Raw genomic sequence first — 21,156 nt, 5'->3', positions numbered from 1 at the left:
GCCCGGTGGGGAGTCAGTCGCGCAGGACGTAGCGGTGGTCGCCGTGCCGGCCGGAGTGCTCGGGCTCGGGGGCCTCCATGTCCTCGGGCAGGAGGCTCCACAGGATGACGTCACTGCGGCTCTCTCCCCCGGCCTGGCGGCCGGGAGGTGCCCCCACCACCTCGCCGGACTCCCCCCGGACTATCCAGGCGCTGCGCAGCACGCCCTCGCTGATCCCGCCGATCTTCTGGGCGACCTGCTGGGCGGCGGTGTTCCCGGCGGCGGTGCGCATCTCCAGGCGCAGGAAGCCGCGGTCCTCGAAGAGCCACTGGGCGACGCCGAGGACGGCCTCCGGCGCGTAGCCCTCACCGCGCGCCCAGGCGGCGGTGACGTAGGCGATCTCGGTGCTGCGCAGCCGCCAGTCGGTGGCGCGCAGCTCGACCAGGCCGACCAGGCGCTGGGTGAGGTGCTCGGTGACGGCGAAGACGATGCCGCGCCCGGCGGCCCGGTGGGAGGGGGCGAGGGTGCGGGCGAGGTCGGCCGCGTACTGCTCGGTGAAGGGGTGCGGCAGGTCCGTCCAGGCGAGGACGAGGTCGTCGGCCATCATCGTGGCGAGACCGGGCGCGTCGTCCTCCGAAAGCGGCCGCAGCAACAGCCGTTCGGTGCTGATGGCGGTCTCGGGGAAGCTCGCTGCCATGCCGTCTCTCCTCGCCGGGTCGTGAACACAACACCGTACGCCTCCGGCGCGCCCCGGGTACCACGTGGTGCGCCGCCCGCACGACGGTACGTCAGAACGCCCCCGGGCCGGGCGCCCCTGGTGCATACTGCCCGACCGGGCCCCCGCCGGAGTGCGGCGGGGGCCCGGTCGGGCGGCACGGGGTGCGGAGTTGTCCGACGATCAGAAGGCCGGGACGACCGAGCCCTTGAAGGTGTCGTCGATGTACTTCTTCACCTCGGGCGAGTGCAGCAGCTCGGCGAGCTTCTTGACCCGCGGGTCGTTCTCCTTGCCCTTCTTGACGGCGAGGATGTTGGCGTACGGGTTGCCCTCGGCCTTCTCCAGCACGAGCGCGTCGGTGGCCGGCTTCAGGCCGGAGTCCAGCGCGTAGTTGCCGTTGATGACGGCGGCGTCCAGGTCGGCGACGGAGCGGGGCAGCTGGGCGGCCTCCAGCTCCTTCCACTTGAGGTGCTTCGGGTTGCCGGTGACGTCGGCCGGGGTGGCGGCGGTGGTGACGCCGTCCTTCAGCGTGATGAGCTGGTTGTCGGCGAGCAGCTTGAGGGCGCGGCCCTCGTTGGTGGCGTCGTTCGGCAGGCCGACGGTGGCGCCGTCCGGCAGGTCGGCGATCGACTTGACCTTCTTGGAGTAGACGCCCAGCGGCTCCAGGTGCACCGGCTCGACCGAGACGATGTCGGTGCCGTGCTTCTTGTTGAAGTCCTCCAGGTACGGGACGTGCTGGAAGTAGTTGGCGTCGGCCGAGCCGTCCTGCACCGCGGTGTTGGGGGTCACGTAGTCGGTGACCTCCTTGATGTCGAGCTTCAGGCCCGCCTTGTCCGCGAGGTTGTCCTTGACGAACTTGAGGATCTGGCCGTGCGGGGTGGGGCTGGCGACGACGGTCAGCGGCGCGTTCGGGTCCGAGGACGACGAACCGGAGCTGCCGCAGGCGGCGAGCGAGAGGGCGATGCCCGCGGTGGCGAGGACGCTGGTGAACTTCAGGGCGTTGCGCACGAAAAGTGCCTTTCTGCGTGATGCGGGGAGCCGCGGCCGGAGTCGGGCGCGGGAGGTCTAGGGGGCGACGAGGTCCTCGTCGCGGGCCGCCGGGGTGCCGCGCAGCAGGCGGGTCCGGCCGCCGCCGGAGCGGCCGCGGTTCGCGAGGCGGCGGACGGCGAAGTCGCCGATCAGCTGGACGGCGGTGACGATGATCACCAGCTCGGCGACGATCACCCACATGAAGGCCGTCTCGAAGCGCTGGTAGCCGTAGTTGACGGCCAGGGTGCCGAGGCCGCCGCCGCCGACCGTGCCGGCCATCGCCGAGTAGCCGATCAGCGTGATGATCGTGGTGGTCACCGAGGCGGCCAGGCCCGGCAGCGCCTCCGGCAGCAGGGTCTTGCGCACGATCGTCCAGGTGCCGGCGCCCATCGACTGGACGGCCTCGACCAGGCCGCGGTCGACCTCGCGAACCGAGGTCTCGACCAGGCGGGCGAAGAACGGGATGGCGCCGATGGTGAGCGGCACGGTCGCCGCCTGCCAGCCGATGGAGGTGCCCACCAGCCAGCGGGTGAACGAGATCAGGGCGATCATCAGGATGATGAACGGCACCGAGCGGGCGATGTTCACGACGAAGGCGACGGCCTTGTTGACGGCCCGGTTGGCCAGCAGGCCGCCCTTGTCGGTCAGCACCAGCAGGACGCCCAGCGGCAGGCCGAGCAGCACCGTGAACAGCGCGGACAGGCCCACCATCTGGAAGGTCTCCTGCGTGGCCGGCCACATCAGGGCCTGCATCTGGTCCCAGGTCATGCCACCGCTCCGTCCGCCGCGCCCAGTACGTCCACCTGCAGGCCCTGCTCGCGCAGGTAGCCGATCGGCACCACGTTGTCCTGGTGGCCGCCGGACAGCTCGACCCGCATGCGGCCGACCATCCGGCCGGCGATGGTCTCCACCGCGGCGCCCAGGATGTTGATGTCGATCTGGTAGGTGCGGGCGAGCTGGGAGACGAACGGCTGGGCCGGGGCGTCGCCCTGGAAGGTGATCTCCAGCACGGTCGAACCGGGGTGGCCGGTGCCGAACTCGCTGAGCGGGAACAGCTCGCGGGCCAGCTCCGAACCGGGTTTGGCGAGCAGGTCGGTCAGCTCGCCCGCCTCGACCACCCGGCCGCCGCGCATCAGGGCGGCGGAGTCGCAGACGGACTTGATGACGTCCATCTCGTGGGTGATCAGCAGGACGGTCAGGCCGAGCTGCTGGTTGAGGTCGCGCAGCAGCTTGAGGATCGAGCGGGTGGTCTCCGGGTCGAGCGCCGAGGTGGCCTCGTCGGAGAGCAGCACCTTCGGGTCGCCGGCCAGAGCGCGGGCGATGCCGACGCGCTGCTTCTGGCCGCCGGAGAGCTGGTTGGGGTAGCTGCGGGCCTTGTCGCCGAGGCCGACCAGGTCGAGCAGCTCGGCGGCCTTGCGGCGGCGCTCGGTGCGGCCGAGGCCGATGATCTCCAGCGGGAGCTCGACGTTCTGCTGGACCGTCCGCGAGGCGAGCAGGTTGAAGTGCTGGAAGACCATGCCGATCCGGCGCCGCGCCTCGCGCAGCTCCTTGCCGGCCCGGTTCTCGCCGCCGGACAGCGCGGTCAGCTCGACCCCGTCCACGGTGACGGTGCCGGAGGTCGGGCGCTCCAGCATGTTCACGCAGCGGATGAGGGTGGACTTGCCGGCGCCGCTGGTGCCGACGACTCCGTAGACCTCGCCCGGACGGACGTGCAGGTCGACACCGGCGAGGGCGGTCACCTCGCGGCCTCGGGAGCGGTAGACCTTCGTGAGGTCCGTGGTGGTGATCACAGCAGCTTCCGTGGGTCGGGGGCGGGCGGCGCGTCGACCGCCCGACCGGGTTGCGGTCGGCGGCGTCTACGGCGCTTCGCCAGGGGGATCCGGACCTGCCACCCCTTGATCGTGGCCGCTGGGCGGCCGGGCCGCGCGACGGCGTGGCCCTTACGAGTCATCGGCAGCCGCGGGTGGGCGGGCATGCGGACGCAGGGGGGTGCGGCAGGCTGGGCACGCTCACACGAACGGGAGCGGCGCCGGGGTCTCGCTTCGGGGCGCGAGGAGTGGGGACGGTGGCCCTCAGCAGTGACACATTCGACGGCACATGGCACGCTCACCTGCCGGCATGGTGCCGGTGGGGGTCCAATTCGTCGTCGCAGTCATGTGAGCCAGTAAATCAGATGGGCTGTTCGAGGCCCAATTATCTGGATGTGCTGTCCGCAATGCGGACACGAATCGCTTTGACCTGCAAAAACGCGAATCGGCGCCGCCTCGGGACAGGCCGCATCGTGGCTGTCCTGGTCGTGGCGGCGCCGAATCCGCGGGGCGGCGCGAAGGGTTCAGGCGGTCGCGGCGAACGGCGTCGCGACGGGCTTCTCCAGGTGCACGAAGCTCAGGCTGCCGCTGACCTGCTCGACGCCCGTCTGCAGGTAGCCCTGGCGGGCGTACAGGCGAAGGTTCCCGAGGCTGCGGTGGCCGGTGAACAGGCGGTAGGCGGTGACGTGGCCACCGTCCTCGGCCAGGCGGCGCTCCAGCGCCTCCAGGAGGCGGCCTCCGAGGCCGTGCCGCTGCATCCGGGGGTGGACGACCAGACGCCCTATCCGGCCGATGCCGTCGTCGTCGACCCGGCCGCGGACGGTGCCGACGACCTCGTCGCCGAGGCGGGCGACCAGGAAGTGCTGCTCGGACAGTTCGGCGCGCAGGCTCTCCAGAGTCTGCGTGAGGGGCTCGATCGCCCAGTCGCCGTACAGCTCGGCCTCGGCCTGGTAGCCGAGGTACTGGAGCTTGAGGATCTGCTCCGCGTCCTCGGCGTCCGCCGCCGAGATGATCACGCTCATGCCCATGTGCTGGGGCCTCCCCATCGTCGTGCCCGGCGCGCAGAGGGTGACGCGCTCACGCTCAGTATCCGAGTGATCGCGACACCGTCAAGAGCTGGGTTCGCCAGCGCTCTACCCGGGTGTCAGCTCCTCTCAACCTTTTGGCGGCCGGACGTGGTGAGGGTCACGCGAGTGGAGGGAGGGACGGCCGGGGGCCGGACGGCGGGGTTCGCGAAGACCGCGCGGGGGCCGGAAGGGGGCCGGGAGGAGGCCGGGAGGAGGGGACGACAACCGGACGTGGCGAGGGTCACGAGAGTGGAGGGAGGGGCGGCCGGGAGCCGGACGGGGTGGGGCCGGCCCGGGGGGCGTCATGGGTAGCGCTCGGTGTGGAGGAGGGCGCGGAGGCAGGCGAGGCAGCGGGAGCGGGTGGGGCCGATGGAGCCGCGGGGCATGCCGAGGCGTGCGGAGAGTTCGCGGTACGTCGGCGGCGGGTCCTCGGCGAGGGCGGCGACCAGCTGGGGGCAGCGACCGGGCAGGGCGGCCACCGCGTCGCGGACGACGCGGCGGCGGCGCTCGGCGAGGAACTGGTCCTCGGCGGAGGGGACGGTCGGAAGGGTGGGACACATACCGTGCTTGACCTGTAAGGGCGGCGGCCGGTTACGCCCCGCCGGTCGCGCGTAACGGACGGGGGCGCGGCGGTCCGTCCGCCGCGCCCCTCCCCCACTGCACCAGGAGTCAGCCCTGGACCCACTCCTGCTGGACCGCCAGGTCCGCCTTCACCTCGCCGAGCTGCACGGCCACCGCGGACGGCGCCGTGCCGCCGCGCCCGTTGCGGGACGCGATCGCGCCGTGGACGCTGAGGACCGACCGGACCTCGGGCGTCAGGTGCGTGGAGATCGACGCGAACTGCTCGTCCGTCAGGTCCGACAGCTCGATGCCCTGCGCCTCGCACACCTTGACGCAGGCGCCGGCCACCTCGTGCGCGACCCGGAACGGCACGCCCTGCTTGACCAGCCACTCGGCGATGTCGGTGGCGAGCGAGAAGCCGGCCGGGGCCAGCTCCTCCAGCCGCTCCCGGTGCACGGTGAGGGTGGCCATCATCCCGGTGAACGCGGGCAGCAGCACCTCCAGCGTGTCGCAGGAGTCGAAGACCGGTTCCTTGTCCTCCTGGAGGTCCCGGTTGTAGGCGAGCGGCAGCGCCTTGAGGGTGGCCAGCAGGCCGGTCAGGTTGCCGATCAGGCGGCCGGACTTGCCGCGGGCGAGCTCGGCGATGTCCGGGTTCTTCTTCTGCGGCATGATCGAGGAACCGGTGGAGAAGGCGTCGTGCAGCGTGATGAAGCCGAACTCCTTGGTGTTCCAGATGATCACCTCCTCCGCGATGCGGGAGAGGTTGATGCCGATCATCGCGGTCACGAACGCGAACTCGGCGACGAAGTCGCGCGAGGCCGTGCCGTCGATGGAGTTGCCGACCGAGCCGCCCTCGAAACCGAGGTCAGCGGCGACGGCCTGCGGGTCGAGGCCGAGCGAGGAGCCGGCCAGCGCCCCGGAGCCGTACGGCGAGACGGCGGTGCGGGCGTCCCACTGGCGCAGCCGCTCGGCGTCCCGGCCGAGGGCCTGCACGTGCGCGAGGACGTGGTGGGCGAAGAGGACGGGCTGGGCGTGCTGGAGGTGGGTGCGGCCCGGCATCGCGGTGTCGGGGTGCGCCTCGGCCAGCCCGACCAGGGCGTGCTGGAGGTCCAGGAGCAGTCCGCCGATGGTCTTCGCGTGGTCCCGCAGGTACATCCGGAACAGCGTGGCGATCTGGTCGTTGCGGGAGCGTCCGGCCCGCAGCTTGCCGCCGAGCTCGGCGCCGAGCCGCTCCAGCAGCCCGCGCTCCAGGGCGGTGTGGACGTCCTCGTCGGCGACGGTGCCGGTGAAGGTACCGGCCCGGACGTCGGCGAGCAGCTGGTCGAGACCGGCCAGCATGCCGGCGAGTTCCTCGGCGCTGAGCAGGCCGGCCTTGTGCAGGACCCGGGCGTGGGCCTTGGAACCGGCGATGTCGTAGGGCGCGAGGCGCCAGTCGAAGTGGACCGAGGCGGAGAGCTTGGCCAGGGCCTCGGACGGGCCGTCGGCGAAGCGCGCGCCCCAGAGGCGGACGTCGGCGTTCTGGTCGGCGGTCATCGCGTGGGCTCCTTACGGGGTACGGGTGTTGGGGGACTCTAGCGGGGCGGGTCAGGCGAGGTCGCGGCGGGCGGCGAGCTTCGAGGACATCCCGAAGATCTCGATGAAGCCCTTGGACATCGACTGGTCGAAGGTGTCGCCGGTGTCGTACGTGGCGAGGTTGAAGTCGTACAGCGACTGGTCGGACTTGCGGCCGTTGACGACGGCCCGGCCGCCGTGCAGCACCATCCGGATGTCGCCGCAGACGTACCGGTTGGCCTCGTCGACGAAGCCGTCCAGCGCGCGCTTGAGCGGGGAGAACCAGAGGCCGTCGTAGACGAGTTCGGCCCAGCGCTGCTCCACCTGCCGCTTGTAGCGGGCGAGTTCGCGCTCGACGGTGACGTTCTCCAGGGCCTGGTGGGCGGTGATCAGGGCGATCGCGCCGGGGGCCTCGTAGATCTCCCGGGACTTGATGCCGACCAGCCGGTCCTCGACCAGGTCCAGCCGGCCGACGCCCTGGGCGCCCGCCCGCCGGTTGAGCTCCTCGACGGCCTCCAGGACGGTGACCTTGCGGCCGTCGATCGCGACCGGGACGCCGGCCTCGAAGGTGATGACGACCTCGTCGGCCTCGCGCGGGGCGGCCGGGTCCTGCGTGTACTCGTAGACGTCCTCGATCGGGGCGTTCCAGATGTCCTCCAGGAAGCCGGTCTCGACGGCCCGCCCGAAGACGTTCTGGTCGATCGAGTACGGCGACTTCTTGGTGGTGGCGATCGGCAGGCCCTTGGCCTCGGCGAAGGCGATGGCCTTGTCCCGGGTCATCGCGTAGTCGCGGACCGGGGCGATGCACCTGAGGCCGGGGGCCAGGGAGTTGATGCCGACCTCGAAGCGGACCTGGTCGTTGCCCTTGCCGGTGCAGCCGTGGGCGACGGTGGTGGCGCCGTGCTTCTTCGCGGCGGCGGCCAGGTGCTTGACGATGACCGGCCGGGAGAGCGCGGAGACCAGCGGGTACTGGCCCTGGTAGAGCGCGTTGGCCTTGATGGCGGGCAGGCAGTACTCGTCGGCGAACTCGTCCCGGGCGTCCGCGACCTCGGCCTCGACGGCGCCGCAGTCCAGCGCGCGCTGACGGATGACGTCGAGGTCCTCGCCGCCCTGGCCGACGTCGACGGCGACGGCGATGACCTCCGCGCCCGTCTCCTCGGCGATCCAGCCGATGCAGACGGACGTGTCCAGTCCGCCCGAGTAGGCGAGTATGACGCGCTCGGTCACGGCTTTCTCCTCTCAACTCCACGTTCGGGGCCGTACAGGTTTGCGGCGATGGGCATAAGTATGCACTACGCCGTATGAAACACAAAACCCCGGCCGGTGGAGTGCTCCACCGGCCGGGGCTGAGGGGTCCTGCGCGGGTCGTGCGGGGTCGGACGCGTTACTGCGCCTTCGCCTGGGCGAGTTGCATGAGGTGGTCGGCGAGCGCCTGCCCGCCCGACGGGTCCCGGCTGATCAGCAGGACGGTGTCGTCGCCCGCGATCGTGCCGATGATCTCGAACACCTCGGCCTGGTCGATCGCCGAGGCGAGGAACTGCGCGGCGCCCGGCGGGGTGCGCAGCACGACCAGGTTGCCGGAGGCGGTGGCGGAGACCATGAGCTCGCCGGCCAGCCGGGCCATCCGGCCCTCGCTGGCCGACTCCCCCATCGGGGCTCGCGGCGTGCGGTCGCCGCCCTCGGCCGGGACGGCGTAGATGAGCGCGCCGTCCCGGTTGCGGATCTTGACCGCGCCCAGCTCGTCCAGGTCCCGGGAGAGGGTGGCCTGGGTCACCACGAGTCCGTCGTCGGCGAGCAGCTTGGCGAGCTGGCTCTGCGAGCGCACGGGCTGGCGGGTGAGCAGGTCCACGATCCGGCGGTGGCGCGCGGTGCGGGTCTGCGGCACCTGCGGCGTCGGGCCGGCGGCGGACGGGCCGGGGTTGGAAGCGGTCATGTGATTATTCTCCCGGACTACCGTCGGCTCGCATCGGCCGGGGCGCCCTCGCGCACCGATCGGAGGATGCCGGGCAGCGCCGCGAGGAAGGCGTCCGCCTCCTGCTCGGTCAGCACGAGCGGCGGAACGAGCCGGACGGCGTCCGGGACGGCGGCGTTGACCAGGAACCCGGCCTCCTGCGCGACGGCCTGGACCTGCGCGGACACCGGCTCGGTGAGCACGATGCCGAGCAGCAGGCCGGCGCCGCGCACGTGCGAGACCAGCGGGTCGCCGAGCGCCTCGACGCCCTGGCGCAGCCGGTCGCCGATCTTGCGGACGTGCTCCAGGAGGCCCTCGGACTCGATCGTGTCGAGCACCGCGAGCCCGGCCGCCGCGGCCACCGGGTTGCCGCCGAACGTGGTGCCGTGCTGGCCCGGGGTGAGCAGCTCGGCGGCCGGCCCGAAGGCGAGCACCGCGCCCATCGGCAGGCCGCCGCCGAGCGCCTTGGCGAGGGTGACGACGTCCGGCTCGACGCCCTCGACGGCCTGGTGGGCGAACCAGTGCCCGGTGCGGCCGACGCCGGTCTGGATCTCGTCCAGGACGAGCAGCGTGCCGGTGGCCCGGGTGATCTCGCGCGCGGCGAGCAGGTAGCCCTCGGGCAGCGGGATCGCGCCGTTCTCGCCCTGGATGGGCTCCAGGAAGACGGCGGCGGTCTCGGTGGTGACGGCCGCGCGCAGCGCCTCGACGTCGCCGAACGGGACGTGGGTGACGTCGCCGGGCAGCGGGCGGAACGGGTCCTGCTTGGCGGGCTGGCCGGTGAGCGCGAGCGCGCCCATCGTCCGGCCGTGGAAGCCGCCCTCCAGGGCGACCAGGTGGGTGCGGCCGGTGCGGCGGCTGATCTTGAACGCGGCCTCGTTGGCCTCGGCGCCGGAGTTGCAGAAGAACACCCGGCCGCCCTCGCGGCCGTCCAGCTCCAGCAGCCGCTCGGCGAGGGCGATGGTCGGCTCGGCCATGAAGAGGTTGGAGACGTGGCCGAGGGTGGCGATCTGCCGGCTCACGGCCTCGACGACGGCCGGGTGGGCGGTGCCGAGGGCGTTGACGGCGATGCCGCCGAGCAGGTCGGTGTACTGCTTGCCGTCCGCGTCCCACAGCTTGGCGCCCTCGCCGCGGACCAGCGGGATGCGCGGGGTGCCGTAGTTGTCGGTGAAGGCGTGCTGCCAGCGCTCGGCGAGCTGCTCGTTGTGCGTCATGCCAGTCCCCCGGTCACGGTCGGTTCGTCGTCCGGCACGACCATCGTGCCGATGCCCTCGTCGGTGAAGATCTCCAGCAGGAGGCTGTGCGGCACCCGGCCGTCCAGCACCCTGGCGGTGCCCACGCCGGAGCGGACGGCGCGCAGGCAGCCCTCCATCTTGGGGAGCATGCCGCTGGCCAGGCCGGGCAGCAGCGCCTCCAGCTCGCTTGCGCCGAGCTGGCTGATCACGTCGTCGGAGTCGGGCCAGTCCTTGTACAGGCCCTCGACGTCGGTGAGGACGACCAGCATCTCGGCGCCGAGCGCGACCGCGAGGGCGGAGGCGGCGGTGTCGGCGTTGATGTTGTAGACGTGGCCGTCGGTGCCGCGCGCGATCGAGGAGATGACCGGGATGCGGCCGTCGGCGATGAGCGCCTTCACCGCGCCGGCCTCGATGTTGACGATGTCGCCGACCAGGCCGATGTCGACCTGCTCGCCGTCCACCACCGCGTAGCGCTTGACGGCCGTCATGGTGTGCGCGTCCTCGCCGGTCATGCCGACGGCGAACGGGCCGTGCTCGTTGAGCAGGCCGACCAGTTCGCGCTGCACCTGCCCGGCGAGCACCATCCGGACGACGTCCATGGTCTCGGGGGTGGTGACGCGCAGGCCGTTGGTGAAGCTGGACTCCAGGCCGAGCTTGTCCAGCTGGGCGCTGATCTGCGGGCCGCCGCCGTGCACGACGACGGGGTGCAGGCCGGCGTAGCGGAGGAAGACGACGTCCTGGGCGAAGGCCGCCTTGAGGCTGTCGTCGACCATCGCGTTGCCGCCGAACTTGATCACGACGGTCTTGCCGTGGAAGCGCTCCAGCCACGGCAGCGCCTCGATCAGCGTTATGGCCTTCGGCAACGCGGTGTTGTTGCGGGCCTGTTCGCCCTTGGGTGCGATCTGCACGGGTTTCCCTCGTCGATGGGGGTCCCCCCGGCCAGAGGCTGGGGAGGATGGCGCGGAACGGATGCCGCGGCTCGGGTTGCGCGGACCAGGATGGCGTGGGCGAAGTGACGCCGGTCAGGTCGAGTAGGCGCTGTTCTCGTGAACGTAGTCGGCCGTCAGGTCGTTGGTCCACAGCGAGGCGCTCGCCGTACCGGCGTTGAGGTTCGCGGTGATGACGACGTCCCGGCCGCTCATGTCCACGAGGTCGCGGTCCTCGCCGACGCCGCCGTCCTTGCAGACCCAGACGCCGTTGATGGCGACGTCCAGCGCGTCGGGGTCGAAGGCGGCGCTGGTGGTGCCGATCGCGGCCAGCACCCGGCCCCAGTTGGGGTCCTCGCCGTGGATGGCGCACTTGAGCAGGTTGTTGCGGCCGATCGTGCGGGCGACGTCGACGGCCTCGTCCTCGGTGGCGGCGCCGGTGACGTCGATCCGGATGTCCTTGCTCGCGCCCTCGGCGTCGGAGATCAGCTGGCGGGCGAGGTCGGCGCTGACGGTGCGGACGGCCTCGGCGAACTCGGCCGCGTCCGGGGTGACGCCGCAGGCTCCGGAGGCGAGCAGCAGCACGGTGTCGTTGGTCGACATGCAGCCGTCGGAGTCGATCCGGTCGAAGGTGGTGCGGGTGGCGCCGCGCAGGGCCGCGTCGAGGGCGGCGGCGTCGGCGACGGCGTCGGTGGTGAGCACGACCAGCATGGTGGCGAGGCTCGGGGCGAGCATGCCCGCGCCCTTGGCCATGCCGCCGACCGTCCAGCCGGCCGGGCTGGTGACCTGGGCGGTCTTGTGGACGGTGTCGGTGGTCTTGATGGCGATCGCGGCGGCCTCGCCGCCGGTCGCGCTGAGCTCCTGGGCGGCCAGGGCGACGCCGGGCAGCAGGATGTCCATCGGCAGGCGGACGCCGATCAGGCCGGTGGAGGCGACGGCGACCTCGGCCGCGTTGACCTTCAGCTCCTCGGCCGCCTTCTCGGCGGTGGCGTGGGTGTCCTGGAAGCCGAGCGGGCCGGTGCAGGCGTTGGCGCCACCGGAGTTGAGGACGACGGCGGAGACCAGGCCGCCCTTGAGGACCTGCTCGGACCACAGGACGGGCGCGGCCTTGACGCGGTTCGCGGTGAACACGCCGGCGGCGGCGAACGAGGGGCCGTCGTTGACGACGAGGGCGAGGTCAGGGGTGCCGGAGGCCTTGATGCCGGCGGTGACCCCGGCGGCGCGGAAGCCCTTGGCGGCCGTCACTCCGACGCCCACAGGACTGGTCACGGCGGGACTGGTCACGGTGCGACTCCGTTCAGGGGAAGGCCCAGGTCCTCGGGCAGGCCGAGGGCGATGTTCATGCTCTGCACCGCGCCGCCGGCGGTGCCCTTGACGAGGTTGTCGATCGCGCTGATCGCGATGATCCGCCCGGCGGCCGGGTCCAGGGCGACCTGGACGAGGGCGGTGTTGGCGCCGTACACGCTGCTGGTCTGCGGCCACTGGCCCTCGGGCAGCAGGTGGACGAACGGCTCGGTCCCGTACGCCTCGGCGTAGGCGGCGCGCAGTCCCTCGGCCGTCACGCCGGGGCGGGCCTTGGCGGAGCAGGTCGCGAGGATGCCGCGCGGCATCGGGACGAGCGTGGGCGTGAAGGAGACGGTGACCGGCTCGCCCGCGAGCGGGCTGAGGTTCTGCGCCATCTCGGGGGTGTGCCGGTGCACGCCGCCGACGCCGTACGGGCTCACGTTGCCCATGACCTCGCTGCCGAGCAGGTGCGTCTTGGCCGCCTTGCCCGCGCCGGAGGTGCCGGAGGCGGCGACCACGACGGCCTCGGGCTCGGCGAGCCCGGCGGCGTAGGCCGGGAACAGCGCGAGCGAGACGGCCGTCGGGTAGCAGCCGGGCACGGCGATCCGGTTGCTGCCCTTCAACGCGGCCCGGTGGCCGGGCAGTTCGGGCAGGCCGTAGGGCCAGGTGCCGGCGTGCGCGGAGCCGTAGAACTGCTCCCAGTCGGCGGCGGCCTTGAGCCGGAAGTCGGCGCCGCAGTCGACGACCAGCACGTTCGGGCCGAGCGCCTCGGCGACCGCCGCGGACTGGCCGTGCGGCAGCGCGAGGAACACCACGTCGTGGTCGGCCAGCACCTCGGGGGTGGTGGGCTCCAGGACACGGTCGGCGAGCGGGATCAGGTGCGGCTGCAGCGCACCCAGCCTCGTACCGGCGTTCGATCCGCCGGTCAGCGCCCCGATCTCCATCTCGGGGTGGCCGAGCAGCAGGCGCAGCACCTCGCCGCCCGCGTATCCGCTCGCGCCGGCGACGGCGACTCGCAATGCCATGGCGTTCCTCCTTGGTCGTGGCATGAATATACGCAGCACGGAACATTCATGCAAGGAGTATGTGCGGAGACCACCCGCCGGGACCGGCGGGCGGTCGGCCGGGCTCAGCGCTTGACGGCTCGCAGCACCACGAACTTGGGGTTCCCGGCCACGAGTTGGCAGTTGCCGAACAGGCGGCGCAGCTTGACGTGGTAGCCGAGGTGGCGGTTGCCGACCACCCAGAGCTCGCCGCCCGGGCGCAGGGCGCGGCGGGCGCCGGTGAACATCCGCCACGCGGTGGCGTCGGTGGTCGCCTGGTGCGAGTGGAACGGGGGGTTGTTCAGGACGAGGTCCACCGAGCCGGGGGCGATCACCCCGGGCGCGAGCGCGTCCGCCGTCAGGAACTCGGCCCTGGCCTCGGTGCCGAGGTTCGCCCGGAACGTCTCCTCGGCGGAGGCGACGGCCTGGTGGGACTCGTCGACGAAGAGCAGTTCGGCGCCCGGGCCCGCCAGGGCGGCGGCGGTGCCTACCACGCCGTTGCCGCAGCCCAGGTCGACCACGCGGTCGCCGGGGGCGGGAACCGGCAGGTGGCCGAGGAAGAAGCGGGTGCCGATGTCGAGGCGCTCGGCGCAGAAGGTGCCGGCGTGGTTGACGACCGTGCGCCCGGAGACCGGGCCGATGTCGGCGGGCAGGGCGTAGCGGTGCGGCCACGGGTTGGGGCCGGGGTCGAGCGCCGGGTCGGGGGTGCAGAAGATCAGCCGGGCCTTGCGGACGGCCAGCGAGGTGCGGGTGGGGCCGAGGACCTTCTCGAAGAGTTCGAGGGTGGAGGTGTGGATCTCGGTGACCATGCCCGTGCCGATCACGACCGTGCCGGGGTGGACGGCGGGGGCGAGCCGGTGCAGCTGGTCCTCCAGCAGGGCGAGGCTCTTGGGGACGCGCACCAGCAGGACGTCGATCCGCTCCGGCGGGGTGTCCCGGGTGGTGAGCAGCCGGTCCGGGTCGGCGGGGGCGCCGGCGCGGGCGAGGTTGGCGCGGGTGGCCTCGCGGCCGAGGTGGGAGTCGCCGATCTGCACGGGCCGGTGCGCGGCCAGCGCGGTGGCCAGGGCGCCCCAGCGGTCGCCGAGGACGGCGACGCGGCGGCCGGCCAGCTCGGTGGCGGTGCCGCCGGCGCTGTCGGCCTCGCCGGCGAGGTGGCGCAGCAGGTACTCGTCGGCGGCGTCCCAGGCGCGCAGCCGCTCGCGCGGGTCCTCGGGGTACCTGGTGAGGTCGAAGGTGCCGAACGGGGTGGTGAACGGCGCTGTGGCGGCGGGCGTGCTCTGGGGATTCATCGTCTTCTCAGGCTAGCCGACGAGCCGACGGGGAACGGATTCGGACGGATACTGGAAGAGCCCCGACCGAGAGGGGTGAGGGCGATGGACTGGAAGCTCGAAGTGGTCGTGCTCCCGGTGGCGGACGTGGACCGCGCGAAGGTGTTCTACGAGGAGCAGGCCGGCTTCACCGTCGATCACGACACCCGGCTGCGCGACGGGGTCCGGGTGGTGCAGCTGACGCCACCGGGCTCCCGGTGCTCGATCGTCGTCGGCAAGGGCGTGATCGAGGCACCGCCCGGGTCCGTCAAGGGCCTGCAGCTGGTGGTGGCGGACATCGACAAGGCGCACGCCGAACTGGCGGCGCGCGGCGTGGAGGTCAGCCCGGTGCAGCACTTCGAGGCCGGGGTGCGGGTGAACGGGCACGGCGAGGCCTGGAACTCGTTCGTGTTCTTCAACGATCCGGACGGGAACGGCTGGGCCGTCCAGGAGGCGCCGGCGGCCGTACGCGCTGCATAGAGCCATGGTCCTAGACTTCCGGAATGGCTGAAGACGAGGGAAGCGTCCGCGTGGACAGCTGGATCTGGTCGGTCCGGCTCGTGAAGACGCGCGCGCTGGCGGCGGCCGCCTGCCGGGCGGGGCACGTCCGCGTGAACGGCGAGCGGGCCAAGCCGGCCCAGCCGCTGCGGGCGGGCGACGAGGTGCGGGTCCGCGAGGGGGGGTACGAGCGGGTCGTCGTGGTGCGCAAGCCGATCCGCAAGCGGGTCGGGGCGTCCGTGGCGGCCGAGTGCCTCACCGACCAGAGCCCGCCCCGCCCGCCGCGCGAGCTCGTCGCCCCGTTCTTCGAGCGCGACCGCGGCGCCGGACGCCCCACCAAGCGCGAGCGCCGCGACCTCGACGAGCTGCGCGGGCGCTGAGCTACCGGACGGGGTACGCGGCCTGCACGGCGAGCCGGCGCGGGGCGTCGTCGCCGATCCGGGTGAGCAGGTCGTCGAGGTCGAGGAACACCTCCCAGGGCGCGCGGCCGGTGGCGGTCGCGAGGCGCTCGACCACGCGGTCCTCCAGGTCGCGGACCCGGCTGTTCTTCCACGCCTTGTCGGCCAGGCCGACCAGCAGCTCCTCGACGGTGACGCCCGGCTCGCCCCAGCTGGCGTGGCTGCGGGCGAAGCGGGCCAGCCGCTCGGGGACGCCGCGCTCGCGCAGCAGTGCGTGGCCGGCGGGCTCGTGGGCCGAGCCGGGGCCGGAGAGCTCCTCGGGGTGGACGGTCTTGCCGATGTCGTGGGTGGCGGCGCCGTACAGCAGCGCCTCGCGGTCGAGGTCCAGGCCGGTGGCGGCGCAGTGGTCGGCGATCGTCACGGCGACTTCGTGGACGAGCGCGAGATGCGCGCGCAGCCGGGGCGGGGCGTCGAGGGCGTCCAGGAGGTCGACGACGGCCGGGGGCAGGGGCGGCAGTGCTGGGGTCACGCCGCAGGCTAACCCGTACGGGTGAGGCGTTGTCAGTGCTGCCGTCTAGTGTGCGGAGCAGTGAGTGCGGGAGGGTCCCGGCGCCGGGAGGGGGGTGCCGGGGCCCGCCCGCGATCCGACCTGCGGAGGTGCTCGGGGAGACGGCTATTTCTTGAACGCGACGCCCGCGTACGCGGACACGTCCTGCCAGCCTTCGGGGAGGTCGGTGGTGGAGACGTGGCCGGCGGTGGGGCGCCAGAGCGGGAGCTGGACGAGGCCGGGGCCGGCGAACTCGAAGTCGCCGAAGAAGGGTTCGACGCTCGCGCGCGGACGCAGCACCAGCGGGGCGCTCGCGCCCTTGTAGATGCGGGCGCCCTCGTCCACGCTCTGCCGCGAGGCGAAGTCGGGGCTGCCGTGGGAGAGGATCAGGGCGCTGCCGGGGGCGAGCGCGTCGCGCAGGGTGGCGACGATCTTCTGCGCGCCCTCCTCGTCGCGGACGAAGTGCAGGACGGCCACCAGCATCAGCGCGACCGGCTCGGCCAGGTCGACGGCGGCGCGCAGGGCCGGGTGGCCGAGGATCGCCTCGGGGTCGCGCAGGTCGGCCTCGATGACCGAGGTGTGCCCGGCGGGGTGGCCGGCCAGCAGCGCGCGGGCGTGGGTGGCGACGATCGGGTCGTTGTCGACGTACACGACGTGCGCGTCCGGGGCGACCTTCCGCGCGACCTCGCTGGTCGAGCCCGCGGCGGGGATGCCGGTGCCGATGTCGACGAACTGCCGGATGCCCCGGCCGGCCGCGAACTCGACCGCGCGGCCGAGGAATTCCCGGTTGGTGCGGGCCAGCAGCGGCAGCGCCGGGTAGGCGGCGATGGCGGCCTCGGCGGCCTTGCGGTCGGCCTCGAAGTTGTCCTTGCCGCCCAGGTAGTAGTCGTACATCCGGGCGGTGTGGGGTATCCCGGTGTCGAGCTCGGTCGGCGGCTGCCAGTCCTCCGCCCCGACCCAGTCCCAGTCCGAACCGCCGGTCGCCGTGTCCGCCGTGTCCTCGTGCATGTCGTTCCGCCCCCATTGCTCACTGCGCTTCCCGCGGCGGGAACGCCCCGCCGCGGTGGTGCCCCGCCCCCGTAGCACGCGGTGCGACCGGATCGTATCCGACGACACGCCGTGGAAACACGGCGAGTTCAGGTTTACGCAGCCCCCACCGAGAGGTGTGTGTGCACGTCAAACAGGGTGTCAACGCGCGTGTTCCCGGATCGCCGCCCCGGCGCGTCGTCTCTATGCTGGCTGCCGATGACTGCCGATCGCCGCGCCGTACTGCGCACCGCCGCCAAACTCGCCGCCCTCTCCGCCGCCGGCGGGGTCCTCACCGCGTGCGGGAGCGGCGCGCCCCGCCGCGCCGACCCGGGCTCGCTCGCCGTGCACCCGGGCAACGTCGACCCGCAGCAGCACGGCGATCCGCAGCACACCACGGACCCCGCGTGGAACGGCGGCGAGGGCCCGGCCTCCCCCGATCCGGCCGCGCCGCAGCCCACCGCCACCGCCACCGCGCCGCCCGCCCCGCCCGTGCTGCCGCCGCTCGCCCCCGGCACCCCGCTGGAGGTCGCGTACGGGCCGCGCACCGGCAAGAACGTGGCGCTGACGTTCCACGGCAGCGGCGACCCGAAGCTCGCCACCGCCCTGCTGGAGATCGCCGAGCAGCGCGGCGCCAAGCTGACCGTCATGGCCGTCGGCAGCTGGCTCGACCAGCAGCCGCAGATGGCCCGGCGCATCCTCGACGGCGGCCACGAGCTGGGCAACCACACCCAGAACCACCTCAACATCTCCGCGATGAGCCCCGACCAGGCCCGTGCCGAGATCGCCCAGTGCGCGGAGCGGCTGCAGCGCCTCACCGGCTCGATCGGCCGCTGGTTCCGCCCGTCCGCCGCCCAGTACGCGACGCCGATGGTGCGCGAGCAGGCGAAGGCCGTCGGCTACGAGCACGTGCTCTCCTTCGACGTGGACCCGCGCGACTACGCCGACCCGTCCGCCGCCGAGTTGCAGCGGCGGATCCTCAACTCGGTGCGCGGCGGCTCGGTGGTCGCGCTGCACATGGGCCACCAGTGCACGGTGGACGCCCTGCCGGCCATCCTGGACGGCCTCGCCAAGGCCGGCCTCGGCCCGGTGACCGCCAGTCAGCTCTGCGCCTGACCCGGCCCCCGGCGCACCACCGGCGTGCCATGCTTCGCGCATGCGCTACATCATCATCGGGGCGGGCGCGGTCGGCGGCACGATCGGTGCCCGGCTGCACGAGAGCGGGCGCGACGTCGTGCTGGTCGCGCGGGGAGCGCACTTCGCGGCGCTGCGCGAGCACGGGCTGACGTTCGGCGCACCGGACGGCACCCGGACGCTGCCGGTCCCGGCCGTGTCCGGGCCGGAGGAGCTGGAGCTGCGCCCGGACGACGTCCTGGTGCTCGCCGTCAAGACGCAGGACACCGCCGGCGCGCTGGCCGCGTGGGCGCCGCGCCCGGTCGCCGGCGGCGGCACGGCGGGCGAGCAGCTGCCGGTGGTGTGCGCGCAGAACGGGGTGGAGAACGAGCGGCTCGCGCTGCGCCGCTTCCGCGAGGTGCTGGCGGTGTGCGTCTGGATGCCGTCCACCCACCTGGAGCCGGGGCGGGTCAGCGCCGGCGGCACGCCCGTCAGCGGGGTGCTGCGGATCGGCGCCTACCCCGCGGGCGCCGGCGGGCGGGCCGCCCGGATCGCCGCGGACCTGGAGCGGGCGGGCTTCAGTGCCCCGGTCGAGGCCGACGTGATGGGCTGGAAGTACACCAAGCTGCTCGGCAACCTCGGCAACGCCCTGAACGCCGTCGCCGGCCCGTACGAGGGCGAGCTGCGCCGCGGACTGTACCGGCGCCTGACGGCGGAGGGCGCGGCCGTGCTGGCCGCCGCCGGGATCGCGCACCACGACCCGGAGGAGATGGTCCGGCTGGTCGACGCGACGCTGCGGATCGAGCCGGTCGAGGGGGCCCCGCGCGGCGGCAGCTCGACCTGGCAGAGCCTGGCGCGCGGGGCGGGCTCGATCGAGACGGACTACCTGAACGGCGAGATCGTGCTGCTCGGACGGCTGCACGGGGTGCCGACGCCGGCCAACGAGGCGTTCCAGCGGCTGGCCGAGGAGTTCGCCCGCACCGGCCGGGCGCCGGGCAGCCTGACCGACGAGGAGCTCGCCGCGGTCTGAGCCCGGCCCCGGGCGGGCCGCCGAAGGCCTCAGGCCATCGGGTCGTCGTCCTTGTACGGGCGCAGCCGCAGCGTCCTCGCGTCCGTCCCGCGGATCTCCTCCGCGCGGCGGACGAGCTCCGCCAGGTCGTCGCGCCCGGCGTGGATGAAGCGTCCGTGCAGCGCGTCGAACCGGCCCCGCGCCGCGTCGACGGTGACCGCGACCATGTACGGGATCGAGCCCCAGGCCTTCATGTCCCGGAACATCGGCATCCCGGCCGTCATGTCGGTGGCCACCGCACCGGGGCTGATGTCGAGCACGACGACGCCGTGCTCGGCGAGCGAGTCCGCCATGTTGTCGGAGAGCTTGAGCAGCGCGCCCTTGGACGTCGCGTACGCGGTGTAGTGGCCGTCCGGGCGCAGCGCGAAGCCGGAGTTGAGGTTGACGACGCGGCCGCGGCGGCGCTCGACCATGCCGGGCAGGACGCAGCGCAGGAGGTTGTAGGGGCCGCGCAGGTTGGTCTCGACGACCTGCCACCACTGGTTGGGGTCGGTCTCCCAGATCGGGGCCTCGGTGCGGTCCACCTGCCCGGCGTTGTTGACCAGCAGGTCGACCGGGCCGAGGTCGCGCTCGACGAGCCGGACGGCCTCGCGCACCGAGCCGGGGCGGGTGACGTCGGCCGTCACGGCGACGCCGCGCGAGCCGTGCCGGACGCACTCCTTGAGCGTGTCGGTGAGCGTCGCGTGGGTGCGGCCGACCAGGCCGACGGCCATGCCCTCGGCGGCGAGCCCGATGGCGATCTCGCGGCCGATCCCGCGGCCGGCTCCGGTGACCAGGGCGACCTGCCCCGTGAGCGATCCCGTCGGCACTGCGCGCTCCCTCGTCCGTCCCCGGCCCCCGTCTGCGGCATTCTGTCGGGCGCCGGGCGGCCGCGGGTCCGGGCGCACGGGCGGGCGGAGCGCCGTCACCCGTTCGGGTGCGTGGTGCCGGGCGCGGCACCGGGCCGGGGAGGGGGTGACCTACTGGCCGGTAGGGAGTAGTAACGTCGTCGGGACGGTGCACCGGTGCACCCATTCCGGCACACCGGCCCGTAGTCCAGCAGCACCGCTGGGCCGACCAGCGCCACGCTGGGCCACCTGTCGCTGGGCGACCCCCAGCACCACCGAAGGGCAACTAGTGAGTGACATCGCGCGCGTCGGAGTGATCGGCTGCGGCCTGATGGGGTCGGGCATCGCGGAGGTCTTCGCCCGGGCCGGGCTGGACGTCCTGGTGTCCGAGGCCAGCGGGGAGGCCCTGGAGTTCGGCCGCACCCGGCTGACCAACTCCCTGGAGACGGCGGTCAAGCGCGGCAAGCTGGCGCCCGAGCAGCGGGACGAGGCCCTGGCCCGGCTGTCCTTCACCACCGACCTGGCCGACTTCGCCGACCGCGACCTGGTCGTCGAGGCGGTCGCCGAGCGCGAGGACATCAAGGTCCAGATCTTCCAGACCCTGGACCAGGTGGTCCAGCGCCGCGACGCGATCCTCGCCTCCAACACCTCGTCGATCCCGATCGTCAAGCTGGCCGCCGCCACCTCGCGGCCCGAGCAGGTCATCGGTCTGCACTTCTTCAACCCGGCGCCGGTGCAGAAGCTGGTCGAGGTCATCCCGACCCTGACCACCTCGGGCGCCACCACCGAGCGGGTCGAGGCCTTCGCCACCGAGGTGCTCGGCAAGGAGCCGATCCGCGCCCGCGACCGGGCCGGCTTCGTCGTCAACGCCCTGCTGGTGCCGTACCTGCTGTCCGCGGTGCGGATGTTCGAGTCGGGCGTGGCCACCGCCTCCGACATCGACAAGGGCATGGAGGCCGGCTGCGCCCACCCGATGGGCCCGCTGCGGCTGTGCGACCTGATCGGCCTGGACACCATCGTGTCGATCGCCGAGTCGATGTACGACGAGTACAAGGAGCCGCTGTACGCCGCTCCCCCGCTGCTGTCCCGGATGGTCGACGCCGGTCTGCTCGGCCGCAAGTCCGGCCGCGGCTTCTACGACTACACCGCGAGCGTCTGAGCCGTCGCGCCGACCCTCGAACGGGGGGGCGCGGGCGGGGGCGGGCGCGGGGGGCCGGCGCGCCCC

At 73.1% G+C, this 21,156-nt stretch carries 22 protein-coding genes; 5 read left to right on the top strand and 17 right to left on the bottom strand.

Translation table 11 applies throughout. The features are described 5' to 3' along the window. Positions 1–13: 13 nt before the first annotated feature. From ACFV4G_RS23985 to ACFV4G_RS23920, 14 genes are all read right to left on the bottom strand, one after another. Entirely contained in the window at positions 14–676 is a 663-nt protein-coding gene (locus ACFV4G_RS23985; RefSeq protein WP_380443622.1) for a GNAT family N-acetyltransferase, read from the bottom strand. A gap of 201 nt (positions 677–877) precedes the next feature. Next, complete coding sequence (locus tag ACFV4G_RS23980; protein ID WP_380443620.1) at positions 878–1,702, bottom strand: MetQ/NlpA family ABC transporter substrate-binding protein; 825 nt, start codon at positions 1,700–1,702, stop codon at positions 878–880. Between the two features lie 57 nt (positions 1,703–1,759). Beyond that, entirely contained in the window at positions 1,760–2,491 is a 732-nt protein-coding gene (locus tag ACFV4G_RS23975) for a methionine ABC transporter permease (protein WP_380443618.1), read from the bottom strand. Next, complete coding sequence (locus ACFV4G_RS23970; protein WP_380443616.1) at positions 2,488–3,513, bottom strand: methionine ABC transporter ATP-binding protein; 1,026 nt, start codon at positions 3,511–3,513, stop codon at positions 2,488–2,490. Before ACFV4G_RS23970 ends, ACFV4G_RS23975 begins: the two co-directional genes overlap by 4 nt. A 542-nt stretch (positions 3,514–4,055) precedes the next feature. Further along, positions 4,056–4,559 carry a GNAT family N-acetyltransferase gene (locus ACFV4G_RS23965; protein ID WP_380443614.1) on the bottom strand — a complete coding sequence of 168 codons (504 nt, stop codon included), beginning with the start codon at positions 4,557–4,559 and terminating at the stop codon, positions 4,056–4,058. A 341-nt stretch (positions 4,560–4,900) separates the two neighbouring features. Further along, positions 4,901–5,158 carry a hypothetical protein gene (locus tag ACFV4G_RS23960; RefSeq protein ID WP_380443612.1) on the bottom strand — a complete coding sequence of 86 codons (258 nt, stop codon included), beginning with the start codon at positions 5,156–5,158 and terminating at the stop codon, positions 4,901–4,903. A gap of 109 nt (positions 5,159–5,267) precedes the next feature. Beyond that, positions 5,268–6,692 carry an argininosuccinate lyase gene (argH, locus tag ACFV4G_RS23955; RefSeq protein ID WP_380443610.1) on the bottom strand — a complete coding sequence of 475 codons (1,425 nt, stop codon included), beginning with the start codon at positions 6,690–6,692 and terminating at the stop codon, positions 5,268–5,270. 51 nt (positions 6,693–6,743) lie between these two features. Continuing rightward, complete coding sequence (locus ACFV4G_RS23950) at positions 6,744–7,937, bottom strand: argininosuccinate synthase (protein ID WP_380443608.1); 1,194 nt, start codon at positions 7,935–7,937, stop codon at positions 6,744–6,746. 157 nt (positions 7,938–8,094) lie between these two features. Further along, complete coding sequence (locus tag ACFV4G_RS23945; protein WP_329928713.1) at positions 8,095–8,643, bottom strand: arginine repressor; 549 nt, start codon at positions 8,641–8,643, stop codon at positions 8,095–8,097. A 17-nt stretch (positions 8,644–8,660) separates the two neighbouring features. Beyond that, positions 8,661–9,872, bottom strand: a complete 1,212-nt coding sequence (locus ACFV4G_RS23940; protein WP_380443606.1) for an acetylornithine transaminase — start codon at positions 9,870–9,872, stop codon at positions 8,661–8,663. Then, positions 9,869–10,801 (bottom strand): acetylglutamate kinase, encoded by a 933-nt coding sequence (gene argB / locus ACFV4G_RS23935; protein ID WP_380443604.1) that lies wholly within the window; start codon positions 10,799–10,801, stop codon positions 9,869–9,871. Before argB ends, ACFV4G_RS23940 begins: the two co-directional genes overlap by 4 nt. Before the next feature lie 114 nt (positions 10,802–10,915). Then, the gene (gene argJ / locus ACFV4G_RS23930) at positions 10,916–12,076 is read right to left on the bottom strand and encodes a bifunctional glutamate N-acetyltransferase/amino-acid acetyltransferase ArgJ (protein ID WP_380443651.1); all 1,161 of its coding nucleotides are present in this window, start codon (positions 12,074–12,076) and stop codon (positions 10,916–10,918) included. A 23-nt stretch (positions 12,077–12,099) separates the two neighbouring features. Next, positions 12,100–13,128, bottom strand: a complete 1,029-nt coding sequence (gene argC / locus ACFV4G_RS23925; RefSeq protein WP_380443602.1) for an N-acetyl-gamma-glutamyl-phosphate reductase — start codon at positions 13,126–13,128, stop codon at positions 12,100–12,102. 104 nt (positions 13,129–13,232) lie between these two features. Beyond that, positions 13,233–14,435: a methyltransferase gene (locus ACFV4G_RS23920; RefSeq protein WP_380443600.1), complete on the bottom strand. Its 1,203-nt coding sequence runs from the start codon at positions 14,433–14,435 to the stop codon at positions 13,233–13,235. An 84-nt stretch (positions 14,436–14,519) separates the two neighbouring features. Between ACFV4G_RS23920 and ACFV4G_RS23915 the strand changes: the two genes are divergently transcribed. Together ACFV4G_RS23915 and ACFV4G_RS23910 are read left to right on the top strand one after the other, a co-directional pair. Continuing rightward, the gene (locus tag ACFV4G_RS23915) at positions 14,520–14,933 is read left to right on the top strand and encodes a VOC family protein (protein ID WP_380443598.1); all 414 of its coding nucleotides are present in this window, start codon (positions 14,520–14,522) and stop codon (positions 14,931–14,933) included. A 23-nt stretch (positions 14,934–14,956) separates the two neighbouring features. Further along, positions 14,957–15,331, top strand: a complete 375-nt coding sequence (locus ACFV4G_RS23910) for an RNA-binding S4 domain-containing protein (RefSeq protein WP_380443596.1) — start codon at positions 14,957–14,959, stop codon at positions 15,329–15,331. Position 15,332: 1 nt separating this feature from the next. Here the strand turns inward: ACFV4G_RS23910 and ACFV4G_RS23905 are convergent, their stop codons facing one another. Then, positions 15,333–15,878, bottom strand: coding sequence for an HD domain-containing protein (locus ACFV4G_RS23905; RefSeq protein ID WP_380443594.1), 546 nt, complete (start codon positions 15,876–15,878; stop codon positions 15,333–15,335). A gap of 144 nt (positions 15,879–16,022) precedes the next feature. Further along, positions 16,023–16,904 carry an SAM-dependent methyltransferase gene (locus tag ACFV4G_RS23900; protein ID WP_380443592.1) on the bottom strand — a complete coding sequence of 294 codons (882 nt, stop codon included), beginning with the start codon at positions 16,902–16,904 and terminating at the stop codon, positions 16,023–16,025. A gap of 237 nt (positions 16,905–17,141) precedes the next feature. Between ACFV4G_RS23900 and ACFV4G_RS23895 the strand changes: the two genes are divergently transcribed. Both ACFV4G_RS23895 and ACFV4G_RS23890 read left to right on the top strand, forming a co-directional pair. Beyond that, positions 17,142–18,038 carry a polysaccharide deacetylase family protein gene (locus ACFV4G_RS23895; protein ID WP_380443590.1) on the top strand — a complete coding sequence of 299 codons (897 nt, stop codon included), beginning with the start codon at positions 17,142–17,144 and terminating at the stop codon, positions 18,036–18,038. A gap of 40 nt (positions 18,039–18,078) precedes the next feature. Continuing rightward, on the top strand, positions 18,079–19,065 hold the full coding sequence (locus ACFV4G_RS23890; RefSeq protein WP_380443588.1) for a ketopantoate reductase family protein: 987 nt from the start codon (positions 18,079–18,081) through the stop codon (positions 19,063–19,065). Positions 19,066–19,094: 29 nt separating this feature from the next. On the opposite strand, the gene ACFV4G_RS23885 is transcribed toward ACFV4G_RS23890, so the two are convergent. Beyond that, positions 19,095–19,913: an SDR family NAD(P)-dependent oxidoreductase gene (locus tag ACFV4G_RS23885; RefSeq protein WP_380443586.1), complete on the bottom strand. Its 819-nt coding sequence runs from the start codon at positions 19,911–19,913 to the stop codon at positions 19,095–19,097. Positions 19,914–20,220: 307 nt separating this feature from the next. On the opposite strand from ACFV4G_RS23885, the gene ACFV4G_RS23880 reads away from it, so the two are divergent. Beyond that, positions 20,221–21,090 (top strand): 3-hydroxybutyryl-CoA dehydrogenase, encoded by an 870-nt coding sequence (locus ACFV4G_RS23880; protein ID WP_380443584.1) that lies wholly within the window; start codon positions 20,221–20,223, stop codon positions 21,088–21,090. Positions 21,091–21,156 lie beyond the last annotated feature (66 nt).

This window comes from Kitasatospora sp. NPDC059747 (assembly GCF_042732955.1).
In the GTDB taxonomy this organism is placed as follows: Bacteria; Actinomycetota; Actinomycetes; order Streptomycetales; family Streptomycetaceae; genus Kitasatospora.
Note: the sequence above shows the minus strand (reverse complement) of the source record. Positions and strands in the feature narration are given on the sequence as shown.

Excerpts from the sequence above, each read along its gene's own strand:
- ACFV4G_RS23985 (WP_380443622.1), bottom strand. The coding sequence starts at position 676 with ATGGCAGCGAGCTTCCCCGAGACCGCCATCAGCACCGAACGGCTGTTG.
- ACFV4G_RS23915 (WP_380443598.1), top strand. The coding sequence starts at position 14,520 with ATGGACTGGAAGCTCGAAGTGGTCGTGCTCCCGGTGGCGGACGTGGAC.
- ACFV4G_RS23900 (WP_380443592.1), bottom strand. The coding sequence starts at position 16,904 with ATGCACGAGGACACGGCGGACACGGCGACCGGCGGTTCGGACTGGGAC.
- ACFV4G_RS23920 (WP_380443600.1), bottom strand. The coding sequence starts at position 14,435 with ATGAATCCCCAGAGCACGCCCGCCGCCACAGCGCCGTTCACCACCCCG.
- ACFV4G_RS23895 (WP_380443590.1), top strand. The coding sequence starts at position 17,142 with ATGACTGCCGATCGCCGCGCCGTACTGCGCACCGCCGCCAAACTCGCC.
- argC (WP_380443602.1), bottom strand. The coding sequence starts at position 13,128 with ATGGCATTGCGAGTCGCCGTCGCCGGCGCGAGCGGATACGCGGGCGGC.
- ACFV4G_RS23910 (WP_380443596.1), top strand. The coding sequence starts at position 14,957 with ATGGCTGAAGACGAGGGAAGCGTCCGCGTGGACAGCTGGATCTGGTCG.
- ACFV4G_RS23965 (WP_380443614.1), bottom strand. The coding sequence starts at position 4,559 with ATGGGCATGAGCGTGATCATCTCGGCGGCGGACGCCGAGGACGCGGAG.
- ACFV4G_RS23945 (WP_329928713.1), bottom strand. The coding sequence starts at position 8,643 with ATGACCGCTTCCAACCCCGGCCCGTCCGCCGCCGGCCCGACGCCGCAG.
- ACFV4G_RS23975 (WP_380443618.1), bottom strand. The coding sequence starts at position 2,491 with ATGACCTGGGACCAGATGCAGGCCCTGATGTGGCCGGCCACGCAGGAG.
- ACFV4G_RS23940 (WP_380443606.1), bottom strand. The coding sequence starts at position 9,872 with ATGACGCACAACGAGCAGCTCGCCGAGCGCTGGCAGCACGCCTTCACC.
- ACFV4G_RS23890 (WP_380443588.1), top strand. The coding sequence starts at position 18,079 with ATGCGCTACATCATCATCGGGGCGGGCGCGGTCGGCGGCACGATCGGT.
- ACFV4G_RS23960 (WP_380443612.1), bottom strand. The coding sequence starts at position 5,158 with ATGTGTCCCACCCTTCCGACCGTCCCCTCCGCCGAGGACCAGTTCCTC.
- argH (WP_380443610.1), bottom strand. The coding sequence starts at position 6,692 with ATGACCGCCGACCAGAACGCCGACGTCCGCCTCTGGGGCGCGCGCTTC.